The organism is Marinomonas sp. 15G6-16, assembly GCF_055809555.1.
This window is the reverse complement of sequence record NZ_CM147916.1, coordinates 476,166-494,373: the sequence shown is the minus strand read 5'-3', so window position 1 is coordinate 494,373 and position 18,208 is coordinate 476,166. Positions and strand designations below refer to the sequence as shown.

The following is an 18,208-nucleotide window of genomic DNA, read 5'->3' as shown; positions in this document are numbered from 1 at the left end:
GCACTTGATACTAGAGGGCTTAGTGGCTTTTCTCTAGGGTATAAAAAGTAAGGAAAGTGAATGATGCCGTGAGCAGTAAGGGATTGTTCTGATTTTTACGAATTATTATCATTGGTCTTTTGAAAGTATAAACATAGGGAAACTCATGTTGTGGCGTCTGAAAGCATGTATTTATGGAGTGGTATTGTTTATGTCTGGGTGTGACTATATTCCTCATTCTGCCGAGTGGGCGTTGGACAAACAAGAGACAGAGCAATGGATGAGCACAGCAGAAGACTTTTCGGCTGCGATTGATAGAGCGTTTCAGACTCATCAAGTCGTGATGCTGGGTGACTACCATTGGAATGAAAAAGTTATATCGGACTATGTTCGTTTATTGGAGCAGCCCGGCTTTCTGGATGAGGTAAAGCATCTAGTGGTTGAGTTTGGCAACAGTCGCTATCAAAAAGCGCTAGACGATTACTTAAACGGTCATTCAGATGATGCCAGTATTCTGGATAGAGTGCGTCGTGATGCTTTGTTTTTCACCGCTTGGATGCCTGACGTCTATGTCGATTTTTTTATGGCGGTAAGGCGCTATAACTTGTCTGTTGCGGATTATCAGCGAGTAAGAGTTTGGTTGGCTGAAGCGCCTTTTTATTGGGAAGAGGTTTCTGAAGCTTCTGACTGGAAAAACGCCGCAGACAATAAAACCGCAGGCTTTTTAAACGTCGCTCACGATGTGATGGAGTTGAATGAAAAAGTGCTCATGGTATTTGGTGCTTTTCATTTACTAGATGTTTCTAATGCGCCAGAAGGTGTGCCATTACCTTTAGGTACGTTGTTGAAACAAGCGTATCCTGAACAAGTTTTCACAGTATGGCCGATCACTGAATCAATACCGAATGCGGCGTTATCTTCATTGAAAGAGGCTTCCTTATTACTGACGAGTCAACCGGAAGCGAAGAAGCTTCCTTTCCTTGATGTCTTGCCAAAGGCGAAAGTGCGCTTGAGTGCTTATGGTTATCAAGAGAGTGGTGTCGATGAGCTAATCGATGGATTGCTTTATATTGGCGAGAGCGAGCTTAATACAAAACTGCCAAACTCAGTGATGCAAGATGAGGAGTGGTTGAAAGAAATGGAAGCACGCTTGACGATTATCGGTGGTCGACCTTTGTCAGCCTTCAAAGAAATGTTATCCAATAGCCAACCCTAATCTAGAGTTTATAAATAAGAGAACAGACGTATGACCTATGATGAGTTCAATCAATTTTGTGGCTCTTTGCCGGTGACAACCCACGTTGTGCAATGGGGAAACTCTCAAGTGTGGAAGGTTGGCGGTAAGTTGTTTGCTGTGGGTGGTTTGAATAAGGATGGTGGGCCTGCGTTCACCTTTAAAACGTCTGATTTGAATTATGAGTTTTTACGCAATAAAGAGGGTTACAGGCCTGCGCCTTATCTTGCGTCTCGTGGTATGAAATGGATTCAGCAGTTTGAAGGGACAAAAGATTTAGACGAAGAGCTAAAGTATTACATTGAAGAATCTTATCGTATTGTGTCTTTGGGTTTGACGAAAAAGAAACAAAAAGAATTGGGTCTGAATCAAGGCTAGAGTCGGAGAAAATGTGATTTAAGCTTTGTGAATCGAGTAACCATGAGACGAAAAAATGCCCTATTAAGCAAAGCCTAATAGGGCATTTTTATGAGTTAGTAATAACTAAAAACTAGCTTGTTTTTTTGTTGTATACAGACTCATCTAATTCGCCTTCGCTTTTAGCAACCAAGGTAGAAACCATCAAGTCACCACAAACGTTAACGCTTGTACGAGCCATATCAAGAATACGGTCGATACCAGCAACAATCGCTAGACCTTCCATTGGCAAGCCAACAGTTGTTAGAACCAATGACAACATGATTAAGCCAGCACCAGGAACACCCGCAGTACCGATAGACGCTAGTGTTGAAGTTGCAATGATAAGCATGTAGTCAGACATAGAAAGATCAATGCCGAATGCTTGAGCGATGAAGATTGCACACACACCTTGGTAAAGTGCTGTACCGTCCATGTTGATTGTCGCACCAAGTGGCAATACAAAGCTTGAAATGCCTTTAGAAACACCCAGTTCTTCGCGTGCTGCTTTGATAGTGCTAGGAAGCGTGCCAGAACTACTTGTTGTCGTGAAAGCAACAGAAGCCGGAGCGATTAAGCCTTTCAAGTAGCCTACAGGGCTAAGGCGAGCAACTGTGCTGATCAAACCACAATGCACAACAAGAACGTGGATGATGCAACCGATGTAAACCGCAGCAACCACTTTGATTAGAGGCATTAGGATGTCTAAACCGTATTTGCCTGTTACCCAAGCCATTAAGCCGAAGATACCGTATGGCGCTAACTTCATAACAAGTTCAGTTAGTTTGTACATTGCTTCAGCTAGGCTTTCGAATACAGCAATAGCAGGCTTTGCTTTTTCGCCACAAAGAGTTAAAGCAACACCTAGACCAAGAGCAAATACGATGATTTGTAGAATGTTACCAGACGCTAGTGCGTTGATTGGGTTTTGAGGAATCAAAGCCAATAGTGTTTGGATAAGAGTCGGGGCTTCTTTTGCAACAGGTGCTGCTGCGCCTGCAGTCATGTTGATGCCTTCACCTGGAGCCATGAAGATACCTAAACCAAGACCGATGCTGATGGCAACGGCTGTTGTGCCTAGGTAAAGGACAACAGATTTAAGACCAATACGACCCATTTTACGAGTGTCTTCCATCGAAGTAACACCCACAACCAAAGAACAGAAGACCAAAGGAACGATCAACATTTTGATTGTGTTAATGAACAAAGTACCGATTGGTTTTAAAAGTTCTGCGTTTGGTCCCATGATCGAACCTGCGATCACACCTAGCACCATACCAATTAAGATTTTTTTCCAGAGCGGCATGCCCTTCCAGAATCCAGGGGTGGTTTGTTCTGCTGTACTCATAGTTATTTCCTTTGCGATAGTTATGATTAGGGATCTTTTTTTAGGGTCCCATTAATAGTGATTCGGTATTGAGAATCTGCTCGACCAGCCTTGTTGTTAAAATGAAGCACTCAGCTCATTTAATGAGTCTTATCGGTGTCTGCATACTTCTTCCATATATTGATACATAGCAACAGCAGTGCCAGTTTATTTGAAAAAATATAAGCTATTGAAATATATGGATTTATTTTTGATTTTTAGGGTTTTGCGAGGATCTTAAAGGGTATAACAAAAGGAATATATGATTCTTTGTAATTTTGTTTTTATAATAAAAACAAAGAGTTAGCTTGGCTATAATAGTTATAGCTATTCCTTTGGTTATAGGGGAAATGTTTGCATAATTGACGATATTTTGAACAAATATTTACGCGATTAAGCAAACATTTGGTAGGCCTAGGGAAGCTACGAATAAGTCTTCCCTAGCTAATGTCGCTATCGGATTCTTTTTTCTTTAAGCGTTTACTTAATGCCGGTTGAGAAATACCGAGTAATCGAGAAGCGATGGATTGATTTCCTTGCGAGCGACGCATGGCTTCTTCGATGAGTAAGTCATTGGTTTCTTGTAAGGTTGGCAATGGCATATCTGGTTTAAACAGCAGGTTTTCAGGTGTGTCTACATCTGGAATGGATGTCATGTTTAAGGCACGACGGAAACTTTCCATAGATAAGATTTTGGCTTTATGCTGACTCATCGCGTCATAAGCTAATGCTCTCAGCTCCCTGACGTTGCCAGGGAAAGGGTAGTTTGCCAATAACACTAATAGCTCTTTCGGTATGGTCGGCTTACGTTTGTTCAGTTCTTTCGCTGCTTCCGTTAAAAAGTAGTCTAGGAGTAACGGGATGTCTTGTTTACGGTGACGAAGGGCTGGAATCTCAACGTGGTGGATTCTTAATCGATAGAAAAGGTCTTTTCGAAACTCTCCTGTTTGCTGCTTTTTCTCTAGGTCCTGATGGGTCGCTACAATGACTCTTGCCTTGATGCGTTTTGGCCGGTCGCTTCCTAAAGGATAATATTCTCCTTCCTGTAGAAGTCGTAACAACTTTATTTGCGACGCTGAGCTCAGGTCGCCAATTTCATCCAATAACAAAGTCCCGTTAGCGGCTTGTTCTATCATGCCTGCTCGTGCTGTGTCTGCACCTGTAAAAGCGCCACGATGATGACCAAATAACGTGTCTGCAAACACGTTGTCGTCTAAGCCAGCTACGTTGACACAAATAAGAGGGCCAGGGCGGTTGCTCAAGGTATGAACAGCATGGGCGATTTGCTCTTTTCCTACGCCACTTTCTCCGCCTATTAATAGTGGTTGGTTGCTAATCGCAACAGACTCTAGATACTGAAAAACAGAGTGCATGCTTTTATCTTGAGTGATGATTTCGGAAAAAACTTCAGGGTGCTCGAGCGTGCCAGATAGAAACTTCTGGCGCATCTTCTGGTTTTCAATTTGCATCTCTTTCATTCTGATGGCACGGCTAACACCTTCGATTAAACGGTCTTCTTCCGTTGTTTTAACAAAGTAATCGTAAGCGCCTAAGCGTATGCAGTTCACCGCGGTTTCTAGCTGATTTAGACCACTAAGAATGATGACAGAGATGTCTGGGTATTCTTCAACAATCTTTTTTAATAGTGTTTCGCCAGATATGTAAGGCATGGTTAGGTCCAGCAAGACTAAACCAATTTGTTTTTGGGAAATGATATCCATAGCCTCACGACTGTCGTGACAGCGGTGAAGGTTGTTAAAGCCATGTCGTTCCAACGAGATGCTGAGGCTGCGTAAAAAAGACACCTCGTCATCTATCATTAGGATACCAAAGTCAGGGTTACTACTTATGCTCATATCGATTGGTCCCTATGAATTGCCGGCAGTGAGACTAAGGCTTTGGTGCCTTGGCCCAGTTCAGATGTATATGTCAGTGTGCCTCCGTGATCATTAATGATGCTGGAGGATATGGATAGCCCAAGCCCTGTGCCGCCTTCTTCGCGCTTTGTGGTGAAGAAAGGATCGCTAAGACGAGGAAGATCGCTTGAATCTATACCGCAGCCTTGGTCGGATATTTCCAAGCAAAGTCGGTTGGTTTTTTGAAGGTAATAGGTAGAAATGCTAATGCTTTTGTTAGCGTCATCTAGGGCTTGGCAAGCATTAACAATAAGGTTAATGACGACTTGTTCTATTCGTTGCGCGTTGCCCAAAAATAAAGGCAATTGGCTCCCATAATGGGTTTCAAAATGGTTGGTTGATTTTCGGATGGTGTTATCAACAAGGCGGACAGATAAAGCGACAACGTCATTAAGGTTTACGTTCTCGTATGAGTCTGCGGGCCTTTGATGAGCGAAATCTCGAAGGTCGTTTACTATCCTACGAATGCGTTGTGTTCCGGCTAGCATGTCATCCAAAATGGCTGGAATTTCCGTTCGTAGGCGACTATAGGTCAGCCCAGCAAAGTCGAAATCACCTTCGTTTTGATAGCGCTCTTCTAGCATGGGTTCCATGTCTTGGTACATTTCTTTTATGACGGGTAAGTTCAATAAAAGTAGGCTACTAGGATTATTAATCTCATGGGCGACACCTGCCACTAACACACCAAGCGAGGTCATTTTATCGGCTTGGATTAATTGTTCATGTTGTCGTTTTATTTCGTCGGTTCTAAGGGAAACTTGACGAGTTAGCATTCTGTTCCATATCACAATCCCGCTTAGAATAAGAAACAACAAGGCTGAGGCGATACCAGTAAAAAGCCCGATTTTCTCCCAAGGCAAACTTGGTTTTTCAAGAGTGCCTAGCCATTTTTCGTAGAGGGCTTGCTGGCGGCCGGTATTTTTTAGAATGGCTAATCCTTCACTGAATTGGGCTAATAATTGAGGGTGATTTTTAGGAAGCGCGTAGCCATATTCCAGCGTGCCGAAGGGCTTTCCTACGGGCGTTATGTTTGATAGTTCAAGTTCTCGACCAAGATAAAGACCAGGTAAGTTGGCAACCAAGGCATAATCATGCTTGCCAGACGCTAGCATTCGCAAGGCGGCAGCGTGAGTGTCTACCAGAATCAGTGTGGCTTGAACATTCTGTTGCAGCAGGTAGTCGTGCATGATGCCGCCTTCCTGAACTATGACTTCTTTGTTTGTCAGTGCAGATAAAGAAGAAACTCTTGATTCGCCTTTTCGAGCAAAAATAGACTGGTTAATAATGGCGTGAGGAGGCGTGAAGTCGAACTCCTGATTTCGGTCTTCGGAATACACCATACCTTGAAGAACGTCGATCTCACCTTCTGTTAACTTGGTTCTCATACTGTCCCAAGTGCTCAGCTGTATATCGATGTCCATGCCCATGACTTCTGCAATGGCGCGCGTCAGTTCAACGTTGTAGCCATCAGGTTGTCCTTGTTCATTGAGAAACTCATAAGGAGGATAATTGTGATCGCCACCGATTAACACTGTGGAGTGCGGCGAGGTGATGTCTTTTGCCACAGTCTCCATCGACGTTAGCAGCAAAACGGATACCAAAAAGAACAAGGAGAATAGGGACTTAATTGTTTGTTTCATAATACTCTGATCGTTCTTGCCAAAGGTTTTCTGCCTCGTTGGAAAGTGAACGATGACAAGGGTAAAGGCGTATTTTCAATTAAATAGACCCACGTTTATGGGAGCGGTTCAATTTATATAGGATAAAAGCCTTGTTCTCATTCTTCTACATTTATTGTGTGTGAACGAAATGGCTTATGTTTTTAATGAATGGAGTGTACATCCCATTGAATAAAAACAGAAATTTTTGCGTTATGAAAAATGTCGATGTGAGGAATGTGTTTGGCGTTTAGACCAATGGAACAAGTGGTTTAGGTTGTGTGAGTCATCAGACGAGAATAACTTTATTAACGAATTCATACAGCACGCAACAAACAAATTTGTTACAGTTCGCCGTTGTTTAAAAAAGGTAGCACCTCTGTATCATGTCCATTCGATATTCTGTTGACGCATTGCCCGCTTTTTCGGTTGACCCTGAACAGTTTGATGTTCTGCAGTCGGCTCGCCATTTTCGTGAATATTTATTGGAAGCCATCCGTAAGGCAACCACTCGAATCTATATTGTTGCTCTCTATCTTGAAGACGATGACGCTGGGCGAGAAGTGCTAGCAGCGCTTTATGAAGCCAAATTACGAAACCCTAAGCTAGATGTAGTTGTGTGTGTCGATTGGCATCGAGCTCAGCGAGGTTTGGTTGGCGCAGCAAAATCAAAGGGGAACGCCGCGTTTTATCAGGCTTATGCTGAGAAATACGGCGTCTCAGTGCCAGTTTATGGCGTTCCAGTTCGTACTCGAGAAGTATTCGGTGTGTTGCACCTCAAAGGCTTTGTGATTGATGACACTGTGATTTATACCGGTGCCAGTTTGAATAACGTCTACTTACATCATAAAGACCGCTACCGCTTTGACCGCTACCATACTATTCAGCATGCACATTTAGCTGACTGCATGGTGGATTTTGTTCGACAGGACATGATCGAGCAATCGGCGGTTCATAACCTGTCTCAGGTTGATTTGCCAAGTACGAAAGAAATCAAATTATCGATTCGAAAATTCCGTATCGCCTTGAGTAAGTCGTCCTATAAAGTTAAACCAGAATCTATTGAAGAAGCGCATGTTGCTGTGACGCCTTTGGTCGGTGTGGGACGAAGGAATAACCTCCTCAATAAGCAGATTCTTGCTTTGCTGGCGAATGCGAAGGAAGAGATCGTTTTATGTACGCCGTATTTCAATTTCCCGAAACCTATCTTACGAGAAGTAAAGCGAGCGATTAAGCGCGGCGTGAAAGTGGATATTGTCGTGGGCGATAAAACCGCCAATGATTTTTACATCGCCCCAGATCAACCGTTTAAAGCCATTGGTGGTTTGCCATATTTATATGAAATGAATTTGCGCAAGTTTGCGGTGGTGAATGAGAAGTACACGAAATCAGGAATTCTGTCTCTTCACCTCTGGAAGCACGACTCTAATAGTTACCATTTAAAAGGAATATGGGTAGACCGCAAAACTACTTTGCTGACAGGTAACAATGTTAATCCAAGGGCTTGGTCGTTAGATTTGGAAAACGGTTTGCTCATTAAAGACCCTCAAAAACGACTAGAAGCAAAGTTCAGTGCGGAGTTTGATAATATCTTTCAGCATACTCAGCGGGTTGCTTCATGCAGCCAATTAGAGGCATTGCAAGATTATCCATCGAAGATTCAGCGTCTATTGAAAAAAGTTGTTCGTACTAGAATGGACCGATTACTAAAGCGAATTTTATAACTCGGCTAAATCTCTTGTTTTAGAGCTATATTCATTTAGAGCTAAACAAAAAGGCGAACTTATTTGGAATGAGTTCGCCTTTTTGCTTTTGGTTGCTGGCTTTGAAAAGCTATTTGGTTTTCAGGTTTTTCTTGATGGTATTTGAGTACCAATTTAAGAAGTTAATGACGCCAAATTCGTAGGTTTCGGAATAAGGGCCAGGTCGATAGCCGATGGAGTTAATGCCAAGCTGGTTACGCTCACCAAGGACTTTGTCTTGCTCATTGGTTGCATCCCATACTTTGCGTAGGTTTTCGGGGTCGTAGTCTACGCCTTCAACTGCGTCTTTGTGGACAAACCATTTGGTGGTGACAAGGCTTTCTTGAGCGGAAATGGGCAATACGCGAAAAACAATAAAATGGTCAGACTGCATGTGATTCCAAGAGTTAGGTAAATGCAGAATACGCATGGAGCCAAGTTCTCTGTTTTTAATGCGTCCGAGCATTTTTGTGCAAGCCGCTAGACCGTCAATGGTCATAACTTGAGTGCCTTTCTTGAGAGGCATGCGCACGATTCGGTTGCGCTGCACTTCGCCAAAGCTTTTGAGCTTATGCGGAATGCCTTCTGCATCCCATTTCGCTGCTTGGTCAGCGTGTAATTCTAGGAAGTTTTTTGACGCTCTAGGGTCTTCTGTGTCGTCTTCTTCTAGTAGTGTTTGGAGAAGTTCAGGATGGCTGCCAACGCAGTGATAGCATTCACGATTGTTTTCTAAAACCAGTTTCCAGTTAGCGCGTTCATACATGGTAGATTCCACCGCTAACTTGGTGTTTTCCACGTCGTAAGGTTCCATGTAGGTTTCGAGAGTGTCTAGGAAATCGTCAAAGCCATCATCTGGTGCTTCTTTGCCAAGGCAAACGAAAATAAAGCCGCCTGCGGTTTTGCAAAAAGCGGGTTTTAGCCCATGCTGCCCTTTGTCGAAGTCCTTATTCATTTCTGTGCCAGCAAAAAGCAAATTGCCTTTTAAGTCATAAGTCCATTGGTGATAAGGGCAAACAAGGTTGGCGACTTTTCCTCTGTGTTCTGTGCAAATTAATGAGCCACGATGAGAGCAAGTATTGTGAAATGCGTTCACATTGCCTTCGGCGTCGCGCACCACTAAAACAGGGTTTTGCCCAACTTCTACTGTGATGTAATCGCCTTTTTTAGGGATTTCACTGGTCATACCAACAAACAGCCATTCTTTTTGAAAGACTTCTTCCATGTCGACTCGGAACATATGTGGGTCGTTGTAGAGCGGCGCATCTAATGAGTAATGGTTCAGACGCTTAGTCAGCATATCGGACATGGCTGTTTTTGCTTCATCAACGGAAGCATGGCGAACATTGAGGAGATCGTGTTGATTCATCTTTCTGGGCCTTCATGACAAAAAGATTGATTGAACTGCTTTTCAGCGCATTTGATTACGAGGCTATAGTGGCGCAATTAAACTAGTCGGAAATGACCATTCACGACATGAGTTGATACATAAATCGACTCTCTATGTCTTGTGCTGACTAGGTTTGGCTGCCATGAGCAACAAATTGTCGGTTAGGGTTAACTTGGATTGATTAACTGGCTCCAGAATGATTCGAAACAGTGCCATAACGAATTTAACTTAAGAGATCCTATTATGACTGACTCTTCTACGCCTTTGGTGAATGCGGATTACTTAGCTCCCGTGAATACCCAGACTTGGGTGAATGGACGACATAACGTGCGTTGCGTGAAGGTGATTCATGAAACATGGGATGTACGCACCTTTTGTTTTATGGCTGAACAGCCTGTGATGTTCTTTTTTAAGCCAGGGCAGTTTGTCACCTTGGAATTAGAAATTGAAAACAAACAGGTAATGCGTTCCTACACGATTTCCAGTTCTCCTTCTGTGCCTTACAGCTTTTCGATCACAGTGAAGCGTGTTGCTGGTGGTGAAGTGTCTAACTGGTTACATGATAATTTGACGGTCGGTTCTGAATTGGCTGTGCATGGCCCAGTAGGGAATTTCAATTGCATTGATTTCCCATCCGACAAGGTGCTGCTTTTGTCTGGCGGTGTTGGGATCACGCCTGTGATGTCTATGGCTCGTTGGTGGTTTGATACCAATGCCGATGTGGATATTACCTTTATTCACAGTGCTCGTTCACCGCGAGATGTGATCTACCCTAGAGAATTGGATCACATGGCGTCTCGCCTCGATAATTTCGGCTTGTACCTTATTGTTGAGCGCATGGAGAACGGCTTGCCTTGGCAAGGTTATCGAGGCTATTTAGATGCCGCTAAGTTAGACATGATTTCGCCAGATTTTATGGAGCGAGAGATCTTCTGTTGTGGGCCTGCACCTTATATGAAAGCGGTTAAAGCGCTTCTGCAGTCGCGAGGCTTTGATATGTCTCATTACCATGAAGAGTCTTTCGGCGAAACACCTGTGAGTGCTGTAGAAGATGCGATTGAGCAAGCTGAAGTGGCGTTAGCAGAAGCAGAAGCAGTGAATCAAGAAGATTTGTTGCGTGTTGAGTTTTCCGGAAGTGGTAAAAGCGTTCAAGTGACAGCAGGTGAAACCCTGCATACAGCGGCCGCGAAATTAGATGTCATGATTCCAAAAGCTTGTGGTATGGGAATTTGTGGTACCTGTAAAGTTATGGTGAAAAGTGGTGAAACCCAGATGGATCATAATGGCGGCATTACGGATGATGACGTTGAAGAGGGTTATGTTTTGTCTTGTTGTACTGTGCCTAAATCCGATGTTGTGATTGAGTATTAGACTAGGGAGCTATATTGCTTTTCAGAATAAGAATATTTTTTTCTAAATATACGTTCAGTTTAAGCGCATTCTTGATCTATATTAGTGCGTGGTGCCAGTTTGAGGTGTCGGCGATAAGGTCGATAGTTGCTTGCTGGCTCTGGAAAGCGTTAAGTTTCCTTAAAATAAAAAAGTTGTCTAATAAATGGTCTGCATTTTGCTTTGTTCGATTTATGTTTTTTTACAGTAGATAGCAATATCGAACATGAATCATCGCCAAGCAGTAGACGTAAATGGCACACGTATGGGGATATTAATATGGAAATGACAACAGACTCTTCTCTGGCTTTTGAAGCGAAGGGAACAACTAAAATAGGCTTTTTGTTGCTTGATCATTTCACCATGATTGCTCTTGCTTCCGCAATTGAGCCGTTGCGTATGGCGAACCAGTTATCTGCTGAAGAACTTTATAGTTGGAGTTTGATTTCAGAAGATGGCGGTGCGGTTGTAGCCAGTGACGGTTTGAGTTTGACGCCTGATTTTTCACTTCAAGATAATGTTGATTTTGACCTGATTATTGTTGCTGGTGGTGTTGATATTACTCGCACTTATACAAATAAACAGGTTTCTTGGTTAATGAAGCAAAGCCGCAAAGGTGTTCAGTTAGGTGGGATTTGCACCGGCGCTTATGTGCTGGCTCATGCTGGTTTATTGGATGGATATCAATGCAGTGTTCACTGGGAATGTTTAACCGCATTGCAGGAAACTTATCCGAAAGTGAATTGCAATAATCGACTGTTTTCTTTGGATCGTGATCGTATGACATCGTCTGGTGGTAGTGCGCCAATGGACATGCTTTTGAATATGATGACGAAACAGCATGGCGCGCGCCTGTCGAACGCCATTTCTGATATGTTTATTTGCGACCGTATTCGCAATGAATCTGATCAACAGCGTATGCCGATGCGCCAATTCAACAGTGTGGGCATGTGTACGCCTAAGTTGGTGGATGTAATTGAGTTAATGGAAAATAACTTAGAAGAGCCTATCGAGTTGGATGAGCTAGCTTCTTTTGTTGATGTTTCTCGTCGCCAAATCGAGCGTATGTTCCATCGCCATTTAGATTGTTCTCCTTCCCGTTATTACCTTCGTCTAAGGCTTGAAAGGGCACGTAAACTATTGAAACAGTCTAATATGTCGATTGTTGAGATATCGATGGCTTGTGGCTTTATTTCTACTCCGCACTTTAGTCGTTGTTATCGAAAACACATTGGTGTTTCACCTCGTGATGAACGCAAAATCGCTTGGAAAGGTGAAACAACGAAACCTAGAACAACGGAAGAAGGTGATGCTGTTGTTTACATGCCTCATGCTCAAGAAGCACTTAATCAATCACACTCTGAACCAAGTTACGGCTCGGTGAGTATGTGATTAAGGTGTAGGTTCAAGTGAAAAGAGCTCATTGAGCTCTTTTTTTATGCCTCGTGTTTTGCATTGAAAAAATCGATAAGTTCGACCAAATATCTGTATAAATTTAATCTCTTGGGTGGTGCTATGATGCTCATATTGAAATATAGCTTCGTGTAGGAGAAGACAAATGAGTTCAGCTATTTTAAAACGACTTCCGCTGGAAATGTTCTGGCCGACGTTTGATCCTTTTTTATTTTGTGCTTTTCATAATGATAAATACCCTAAAGGCGATGGAAGCATGGGGCCTGCTGAGTCGTTAGCAGGGCGTGCGTTGGGTCAAGACTTTGCAGGCATCGACGATTGGAGAATGTATCACGGGAAAAAAGTTCCAGGCTTTCCGGCTCATCCTCATCGTGGTTTCGAAACAGTCACAGTCGTCAATAAAGGCTTGGTTGATCATGCCGATTCGATGGGTGCGGCTGGTCGTTACGGAGAAGGTGATACCCAGTGGATGACCGCAGGAGCAGGTGTTCAGCATTCAGAAATGTTCCCTCTGCTAAATGAAGACAGCGATAACCCTATTGAGCTTTTTCAAATCTGGCTGAATCTTCCTAGCAAAAACAAAATGGTGCCGCCGCATTTTACTATGATGTGGCACGAAGACACGCCAGTCGTAAAAGAGCTGGATGCTCAAGGTAACCAAGTGTCGATCAAAATCGTTGCAGGAACATTGAATGATGTCAAAGCTGCGCCTTGCCCTCCGAATTCGTGGGCGGCTGAGAGTGATAGTCATGTGGCTATTTGGATAATTGATTTGCCAGAAAATGCAGAGTGGGATTTGCCTGCGGCGGTATCAGGATTGAATCGTAGTCTTTACTTCTTTGAAGGTGAAGAGGCCGAATTAGATGGTGAAAAAGGTCGTGTTGATGAAGCCTTTGTGTTGAAAAGTGATCATAAAGTGACGCTTAAGAATCTTGGTAAAGCGGCTCGATTTTTGGTGTTACAGGGCCGCCCGATAGGTGAGCCTGTTGAGCAACATGGGCCTTTTGTTATGAACACGAAAGCTGAATTGCAGCAAGCCTTTAATGATTACCAAGAAACCAAATTTGGTGGTTGGCCTTGGCCTCGTCACGACCAAGTTCATGACAAGCAAGAAGGTCGCTTCGCTAAATACGCTGATGAAAAATAGTGTGATGCGGTTGCATTAGCTTTTACCAGACAAGGATGTTTTGGTATTCCCTCTAAGAATGCTAAAAATAAGATTTATTCTTTTTACAAATACTAAAAATCTCTGCATGCTACCGCTTTGTGGTTTTAGTAGGGTTTTGGTATGTGGATTTTTATCACGCTTTTTGCGGCTGGCTGTCAGTCAATTCGGACGGCTTATCAGAATACTCTGGCCCGTGAAACTGGCTTTCTGCATGCTACTTTGTCCCGTTCTTTGTACGGCCTACCTCTTGTTAGTTTATATCTGATTATTTGTTATTTTGCCTTTGGCTGGATTCAGTTTCCTAGTGATAGTTTGTTTTGGGTGACGGCTAGTGTGTGTGCTATTGCACAAGTTATTGCGACCTATCTTATGTTAAAGGTGTTTCAGTCAGGCAGTTTCACGCTAGGCATTTTATTAGCAAAAACCGAAGCAGTATTAGCGGCATTGATTGGTTTGGTGTTGTTAGATTTTACCCTGACTTTAGTCTCTTGGTTGGGGGTGGCTTTGGGGGTGATTGGCGCATTTGTGATGAGTGTGAAATGGCAAAATATCAAGCAGGTTCATAAAGATACTTCATTGCTTTTTGGTTTGGGCAGTGGCTTTTGTTTTGCCTTGAGTACAGTAACCGCTTCCCTTGCTAGTCATTCATTGCAGGGATCTATTATTACCAGTGCGGGTGTGACTTTATTTTATGTTTTGGCGCTTCAATCGGTTATTTTGTGCGGGATACAGATGGTTAAAGAAAGAGATTTACTTGCGTCAATAAGAAAGAATCTTATGTTGAGTGCAAAAGTAGGTGTATTCAGTTCTTTGGGCTCGATTGCATGGTTTACGGCGTTTGCTTTGATGAATCCCGCTTTAGTAAAAACATTAGGCCAAGTGGAAATACTAGGTACTTTGTATTTTTCTAAGAAGCGTTTTGCGGAGCGCGTTACCAAGCAGCAATGGTTAGGCGGTGCTATGATTGTGGCGAGTGTGATCTTGGTAGTGAGTTCAACCATAAAGTGAGGTTTTGATGGAATCGACAAAAATTAATTACGTAGAGTTGCCTGCTCGTGATTTGGTATTAAACAAGGCCTTTTTTCGTGATGTGTTTGGTTGGGGGTTTGAAGATTTTGGTCAAGAATATACCGCGTTTAAAAATGCTGGTTTAGACGGTGGTTTCTTTCAGGCCGATTTTTGTTCGAGACCTCAAACGGGTGCCGCATTGGTGGTTTTATACAGCGATGATTTGGAAACCTTAGTTGAAAAAATACCTGCTTTTGGTGGTCATATAGAGCAAGTGATTTTCGAGTTTCCCGGAGGTCGTCGCTTTCATTTCCTTGATCCATGCGGAAATGAATGGGCGGTTTGGAGCAAGGTTAATTAGATCAAACCTGAATAGAGTAGGGTGCTATTTATCTATTAGGTGTTGTCTTCTGATGTGTCGGCTGAAGGCTCAGAACTTTCTACAACACTTGATTCTTCTGCTTCCATCTTGGCGCGTTCTGCTTTTGAAATGTACTTAGGCTTCGCCTTTTTTGGGTTTTCTTTCAAGTTGGCGCGTTTAGACTTCTTCGTCAAAATGCTTTTGATTTTCTTACGGCGGTTCATACTTGTTCCTAAATGATTTAATGGTCTATTGTAATATCCAAGAAGGTCATTCGAGGAACGAAAAAAAAGCCCTGATCATCGATCAGGGCTTTTTTCATGTTGGTACCAGTAGGCGGACTCGAACCGCCACGCCTTTCGGCAACGGATTTTGAATCCGTCGTGTCTACCAATTCCACCACACTGGCCTTGAAAAAGGTGAGGCGTATTCTAGGGGAATTTGAATATATGTCAACGGTTGTGCGTGTTATTTTTTATCTTTTTAAGAGATGTCTCTTGGAAGTACCTTTTTATGTGGTTTTTCGATAAAATGCTGGGTCGTTTTTTCTAGGTAGTTTTCTTTTCATGCTCGTTTCCGATTATCACTTTGATTTACCCGATTCGTTGATAGCGAATTATCCAACACCGGACAGAACCGCTAGCCGATTGTTGCATCTTGATGGCCCGAGTGGTGAGCTTGCCCATCGTCAGTTTCCTGATGTGTTAGAGCTTGTTCAGCCAGGCGATCTGATGGTGTTTAACAACACTCGTGTTATTCCTGCTCGTGTATTTGGTCAGAAAGAATCTGGCGGTAAAGTGGAGATTTTGGTCGAGCGCGTTGTTGCGACGAATGAAGCCTTGGCTCATGTTCGTGCTAGCAAATCGCCAAAAGAAAACAGCAAGATCTTTTTAGGACAAGATAAAGGTGAGCAAATAGAGGCGACAATGATTGGTCGTTCTGGTGCCTTGTTCCATCTTGTTTTTGAAGAGCCAGTGTTGGATGTATTGTCTCGCGTTGGACACATGCCTTTGCCGCCTTATATTGAGCGCCCTGATGAAGAAAGTGATCAGGAGCGTTATCAAACGGTTTATAACCAAAAGCCTGGTGCGGTGGCAGCGCCGACGGCAGGTTTGCATTTTGATGATGCTTTGTTAGAAAAGATAAAAGCCAAAGGCGTAGATGTGGCGTTTGTTACCTTGCATGTTGGTGCTGGCACTTTTCAGCCGATGAAGGTGGATAATGTGGAAGATCATATTATGCACGCTGAATACGTTGAAGTGGATCAAGCGGTTGTTGATCAAGTGAAAGCGACGAAAGCCAACGGTGGGCGAGTGATTGCGGTTGGAACGACTAGCGTACGTAGTCTTGAGTCAGCCAGTCAAAGTGGCGAAATTGCGCCTATGCAGGATGATACGAGCATATTTATTTATCCTGGTTACGAATTTAAAACAGTAGATGCTCTGATCACCAATTTCCATCTGCCGGAATCAACGCTCATTATGTTGATTAGCGCTTTTGCTGGGTACGATCATGTGATGTCTGCTTATCGAGAAGCCGTTGAGCAAAAATACCGATTTTTTAGTTATGGCGATGCCATGTTTATTACACGAAATGCGCAGGCGAAAGGCCCGCAAAGTGAGGAATAAGACGAATGTCTGATAAGCGTCCAGAATGTTTTATGGATTTTGAACTTCACAAAACCTCAGGGAAAGCGCGTCGTGCGACCTTAACTTTTCCTCGCGGTAAAGTTGAAACGCCAGCGTTTATGCCAGTAGGAACCTACGGCACAGTGAAAGGTATGTTAACCAAACACATCGAAGAAATCGGTGCGGATATTATTTTGGGTAACACATTCCATTTGTGGCTTCGCCCAGGTACGGAAGTGATTAAAGCTCATGGCGACTTGCATGACTTTACCCAATGGAAAAAACCTATTTTGACCGACTCCGGTGGTTTTCAGGTTTTCTCTTTGGGGGAAATGCGAAAAATTACCGAAGAGGGCGTGAGTTTCCGTTCTCCTATTAATGGTTCTAAAGTGTTTTTGAGTCCTGAAATTTCCATGCAGGTTCAAAGAGATCTTGGTTCCGATATCGTAATGATTTTCGACGAATGTACGCCGTATCCAGCGACGCCAGAAGTGGCGGCAAAATCGATGCGTATGAGTTTGCGTTGGGCGAAACGTTCTAAAGATGAACATGGCGACAGCCCGTCCGCTTTGTTTGGAATTATTCAAGGCAGCATGTATGAAAACTTGCGTGATGAATCTTTAGAAGGTTTGGTTGATATCGGCTTTGATGGTTACGCAATCGGTGGCCTTTCTGTTGGTGAGCCAAAAGAAGAAATGATGAAGGTGTTGGATCATACAACGCCAAAAATGCCAGAAGACAAACCTCGTTACTTGATGGGGGTTGGTAAGCCAGAAGATTTGGTCGAAGGTGTGCGTCGTGGTGTCGATATGTTTGACTGCGTTATGCCAACACGAAATGCTCGTAACGGTCATTTATTTACTTCTGAAGGTGTTGTGCGTATTCGTAACGCTCAATATCGTCATGATACTGGGCCTTTAGATAAAGAATGTGATTGCTACACTTGTAAAAACTTTTCTCGGTCTTATCTACATCATTTAGATAAGTGTCAGGAAATGGTTGGTGCACAATTAAATACCATTCATAACTTACGATATTATCAAACACTCATGGCGGGATTGCGTCTGGCGCTCGATGAAGGTAGATTTGACGCCTTTGTTGATGAGTTTTATGCAAAGCGTGGCTTAGAAACGCCTGCTTTGAGTGAATAATAAACAAAAAATGTGGTTTTCCTCTATTTGATAAGAAAAACACGAAAGTTTCATAAACCATTGGAGAGTTAATCCCATGATCGCATTGATCTCACCAGCGTATGCTGAAGGTGGCGCACCTGCCGATGCAGGTATTTTTAACCTTGTATTGCTTGCAGGTTTCGTTGTTATTTTTTACTTCCTTATGTGGCGCCCACAAGCAAAACGTGCCAAAGAGCATAAAAACTTGATTGCTTCTTTAGCGAAAGGTACTGAAGTAGTAACAGGCGGTGGCGTGTTAGGTAAAGTATCTAAAGTAGATGATAACTACGTTGTGCTAGAAGTTTCTGAAGGCATTGAAATGAAATTTCAAAAGTCTTCTGTTGCAGCAGTACTACCAAAAGGAACGTTAAAGTCAATTTAACCTTCTTGG

At 43.1% G+C, this 18,208-nt stretch carries 16 protein-coding genes and 1 tRNA gene; 11 read left to right on the top strand and 6 right to left on the bottom strand.

What is annotated here, in order from left to right:
• Positions 1 to 145 precede the first annotated feature (145 nt).
• Together AC0L46_RS02390 and AC0L46_RS02385 are read left to right on the top strand one after the other, a co-directional pair.
• Positions 146 to 1,195 carry a hypothetical protein gene (locus tag AC0L46_RS02390; RefSeq protein WP_473505455.1) on the top strand — a complete coding sequence of 350 codons (1,050 nt, stop codon included), beginning with the start codon at positions 146 to 148 and terminating at the stop codon, positions 1,193 to 1,195.
• 30 nt (positions 1,196 to 1,225) lie between these two features.
• Complete coding sequence (locus tag AC0L46_RS02385; RefSeq protein ID WP_473505453.1) at positions 1,226 to 1,591, top strand: MmcQ/YjbR family DNA-binding protein; 366 nt, start codon at positions 1,226 to 1,228, stop codon at positions 1,589 to 1,591.
• Between the two features lie 112 nt (positions 1,592 to 1,703).
• Here AC0L46_RS02385 and AC0L46_RS02380 read toward each other — a convergent pair whose 3' ends face one another.
• The 3 genes from AC0L46_RS02380 to AC0L46_RS02370 form a co-directional block, all read right to left on the bottom strand.
• Positions 1,704 to 2,957: a dicarboxylate/amino acid:cation symporter gene (locus AC0L46_RS02380; RefSeq protein ID WP_414682482.1), complete on the bottom strand. Its 1,254-nt coding sequence runs from the start codon at positions 2,955 to 2,957 to the stop codon at positions 1,704 to 1,706.
• Positions 2,958 to 3,415: 458 nt separating this feature from the next.
• Positions 3,416 to 4,831, bottom strand: a complete 1,416-nt coding sequence (locus tag AC0L46_RS02375; protein ID WP_473505451.1) for a sigma-54-dependent transcriptional regulator — start codon at positions 4,829 to 4,831, stop codon at positions 3,416 to 3,418.
• Complete coding sequence (locus AC0L46_RS02370; protein WP_473505449.1) at positions 4,828 to 6,531, bottom strand: transporter substrate-binding domain-containing protein; 1,704 nt, start codon at positions 6,529 to 6,531, stop codon at positions 4,828 to 4,830. The genes AC0L46_RS02375 and AC0L46_RS02370 overlap by 4 nt, the downstream gene beginning before the upstream one ends.
• A 404-nt stretch (positions 6,532 to 6,935) precedes the next feature.
• On the opposite strand from AC0L46_RS02370, the gene pssA reads away from it, so the two are divergent.
• On the top strand, positions 6,936 to 8,273 hold the full coding sequence (pssA, locus tag AC0L46_RS02365; RefSeq protein WP_473505447.1) for a CDP-diacylglycerol--serine O-phosphatidyltransferase: 1,338 nt from the start codon (positions 6,936 to 6,938) through the stop codon (positions 8,271 to 8,273).
• 109 nt (positions 8,274 to 8,382) lie between these two features.
• On the opposite strand, the gene AC0L46_RS02360 is transcribed toward pssA, so the two are convergent.
• The gene (locus AC0L46_RS02360; protein ID WP_414682486.1) at positions 8,383 to 9,657 is read right to left on the bottom strand and encodes an aromatic ring-hydroxylating oxygenase subunit alpha; all 1,275 of its coding nucleotides are present in this window, start codon (positions 9,655 to 9,657) and stop codon (positions 8,383 to 8,385) included.
• Positions 9,658 to 9,921: 264 nt separating this feature from the next.
• Between AC0L46_RS02360 and AC0L46_RS02355 the strand changes: the two genes are divergently transcribed.
• The 5 genes from AC0L46_RS02355 to AC0L46_RS02335 all read left to right on the top strand — a co-directional run bounded on the left by AC0L46_RS02355 (position 9,922) and on the right by AC0L46_RS02335 (position 15,017).
• Positions 9,922 to 11,049 carry an FAD-binding oxidoreductase gene (locus AC0L46_RS02355; RefSeq protein WP_414682487.1) on the top strand — a complete coding sequence of 376 codons (1,128 nt, stop codon included), beginning with the start codon at positions 9,922 to 9,924 and terminating at the stop codon, positions 11,047 to 11,049.
• Positions 11,050 to 11,346: 297 nt separating this feature from the next.
• Positions 11,347 to 12,459 (top strand): choline metabolism transcriptional regulator GbdR, encoded by a 1,113-nt coding sequence (gene gbdR / locus AC0L46_RS02350; RefSeq protein WP_473505444.1) that lies wholly within the window; start codon positions 11,347 to 11,349, stop codon positions 12,457 to 12,459.
• Between the two features lie 166 nt (positions 12,460 to 12,625).
• A complete protein-coding gene (locus AC0L46_RS02345) occupies positions 12,626 to 13,627 on the top strand; it encodes a pirin family protein (protein ID WP_473505442.1) in 1,002 nt (333 codons plus the stop codon).
• Between the two features lie 141 nt (positions 13,628 to 13,768).
• On the top strand, positions 13,769 to 14,656 hold the full coding sequence (locus AC0L46_RS02340) for an EamA family transporter (protein ID WP_473505440.1): 888 nt from the start codon (positions 13,769 to 13,771) through the stop codon (positions 14,654 to 14,656).
• Between the two features lie 7 nt (positions 14,657 to 14,663).
• Complete coding sequence (locus tag AC0L46_RS02335) at positions 14,664 to 15,017, top strand: VOC family protein (RefSeq protein WP_473505438.1); 354 nt, start codon at positions 14,664 to 14,666, stop codon at positions 15,015 to 15,017.
• Positions 15,018 to 15,052: 35 nt separating this feature from the next.
• On the opposite strand, the gene AC0L46_RS02330 is transcribed toward AC0L46_RS02335, so the two are convergent.
• Both AC0L46_RS02330 and AC0L46_RS02325 read right to left on the bottom strand, forming a co-directional pair.
• Positions 15,053 to 15,241: a DUF2986 domain-containing protein gene (locus tag AC0L46_RS02330; protein WP_414682492.1), complete on the bottom strand. Its 189-nt coding sequence runs from the start codon at positions 15,239 to 15,241 to the stop codon at positions 15,053 to 15,055.
• A gap of 100 nt (positions 15,242 to 15,341) precedes the next feature.
• Positions 15,342 to 15,426 (bottom strand) — tRNA-Leu (locus AC0L46_RS02325).
• A gap of 157 nt (positions 15,427 to 15,583) precedes the next feature.
• Here AC0L46_RS02325 and queA point away from each other — a divergent pair.
• The 3 genes from queA (at position 15,584) to yajC (ending at position 18,199) form a co-directional block, all read left to right on the top strand.
• Positions 15,584 to 16,645 carry a tRNA preQ1(34) S-adenosylmethionine ribosyltransferase-isomerase QueA gene (gene queA, locus AC0L46_RS02320; RefSeq protein WP_414682493.1) on the top strand — a complete coding sequence of 354 codons (1,062 nt, stop codon included), beginning with the start codon at positions 15,584 to 15,586 and terminating at the stop codon, positions 16,643 to 16,645.
• A 32-nt stretch (positions 16,646 to 16,677) separates the two neighbouring features.
• Complete coding sequence (gene tgt, locus AC0L46_RS02315) at positions 16,678 to 17,796, top strand: tRNA guanosine(34) transglycosylase Tgt (RefSeq protein WP_473507093.1); 1,119 nt, start codon at positions 16,678 to 16,680, stop codon at positions 17,794 to 17,796.
• 76 nt (positions 17,797 to 17,872) lie between these two features.
• Positions 17,873 to 18,199, top strand: coding sequence for a preprotein translocase subunit YajC (gene yajC / locus AC0L46_RS02310; RefSeq protein WP_012070335.1), 327 nt, complete (start codon positions 17,873 to 17,875; stop codon positions 18,197 to 18,199).
• Positions 18,200 to 18,208 lie beyond the last annotated feature (9 nt).